2 protein-coding genes are annotated in these 1,598 nt (G+C 77.5%); both read right to left on the bottom strand.

The annotated features are described in order from the left end of the window. The coding region (locus tag G6556_RS18745; RefSeq protein WP_166944649.1) for a twin-arginine translocase TatA/TatE family subunit at positions 1 to 372 on the bottom strand (372 nt) is incomplete at its 3' end. Between the two features lie 59 nt (positions 373 to 431). Further along, positions 432 to 1,598: trypsin-like peptidase domain-containing protein (locus G6556_RS18740; protein WP_166944648.1), on the bottom strand; the 1,167-nt coding region annotated here is incomplete at its 5' end.

The raw sequence follows: 1,598 nt of genomic DNA, 5'->3' as shown, positions 1-1,598 counted from the left end.
GAACGGGGCCGGCGCGCCGGGCGGCAGCGGCGTCGTCGCGGGGGCGGCGCGGGCGGCGTGCGCCGCGGCACCGGCACCGGCCGCTGCGGCGGCGGTGCGGGCCCCGGCCGGCGTGGGCTCGGGGTCGAGCAGCGCGTCGCGGACGATCCGGCGCGGGTCGTACCGGCGCGGGTCGAGGGCGGCCCAGTCGATGTCCTTGACCTCGTCGCCCAGCTCGCTGTCGACGCGCTCGCGCGCGTCTGCGAGGAAGTGCCGGGCCTGCTTGGTCAGGCGGGCCAGCTGCTCGGCGTACCCCGGCAGCCGCGTGGGCCCGATCACGATGACGGCCACGACCAGGATCACGAGGAGCTCGCCGCCGTTGATCCCGAACACGCGCCCCAGGCTACCGTCCGGGGCGCGCCCCACCTAGCGGTGCTGGTCCCCCGTCCGGGTCAGCCCTGCGCGGACTCGTCGAGCACGACGCGCACGTCCCGCTCGGAGCCGTCCGAGCCGCGGACCCGCAGGGACACCGCGTCCCCCGGGGTGCGGGCGCGGATCGCGACCACCAGCTCGTCGGAGGCGGTCACCGGCCGGCCGTCGATCGCGAGGATCACGTCCCCGGCGCGGATGCCCGCGCGGTCCGCGGGGCCGTCCGGGGTGACGGGCTGCTGCGCGCCCTGCGGCTCGGTCGCGACCTGCACGCCCTCGCCGGTGTACGTGCCGTCGAGGAGCACGCCGATCACCGGGTAGGTGGCCACGCCGGTCTCGATGAGCTGCTCGGCGGTGCGCCGCGCCTGGTTGGACGGGATGGCGAACCCGAGGCCGATGCTGCCGCCGCTGGTCGCCGACGCGCCCGGCGGCTGGGCGATCGCCGAGTTGATGCCCACGACCTCCCCCGCCGCGTTCACCAGCGGGCCGCCCGAGTTGCCGGGGTTGATGGCGGCGTCGGTCTGGATCGCGTTGATGAACGCGGTCTCCTCGGTGCCGTCGCCGGCGGCCACGGGGCGGTTGAGCGCGCTGACGATGCCGGTCGTCACCGTGCCCGCGAGGCCGAGGGGGGCGCCGATCGCGACCACCGGGTCGCCGACCTGCACCGCGTCGGAGTCGCCGAGCACCAGGGGGGTCAGGCCCTCGGCCTCGACCTTGACGACGGCCAGGTCGTAGTCGGCCGTGCTGCCGACGATCGTGCCGGGCAGCTGCGAGCCGTCCGCCAGCAGCACGACGATCGACGAGCCCGCGCCCGACGCGCCCGCGACGACGTGGTGGTTCGTGAGGATGTAGCCGTCCTGGCGCAGCACGAGGCCGGAGCCGGTCGAACCACCGGAGGCGGACGAGACCTCGATCGACACGACCGAGGGCAGCACGGTGGCGGCGATGCCCGCCACGCTGTCCGGCGCCCGGTCGCCCGAGCCCGTGCCCACGGCGGCGGGCAGGCCTGCGTCCGCGAGGTGCGCGTCGCCCCGGTCGAGCCCGGCGCCGACGAGACCGCCGAGCAGGCCCGCGCCGAACGCGGCCACGACCAGCCCGGCGACGAGCGCGAGCGGGACCCGGCGGCGACGACGCCCGCGCCGCGCCGGCGCGGGGACGCCGAGGTCGGGCATCGGCAGCACACCCGGGGG

This window comes from Cellulomonas sp. IC4_254, from assembly GCF_011603975.1.
In the GTDB taxonomy this organism is placed as follows: domain Bacteria; phylum Actinomycetota; class Actinomycetes; order Actinomycetales; family Cellulomonadaceae; genus Cellulomonas.
The sequence above is the reverse complement of the archived record's forward strand: the minus strand, read 5'-3'. Positions and strand labels throughout refer to the sequence as shown.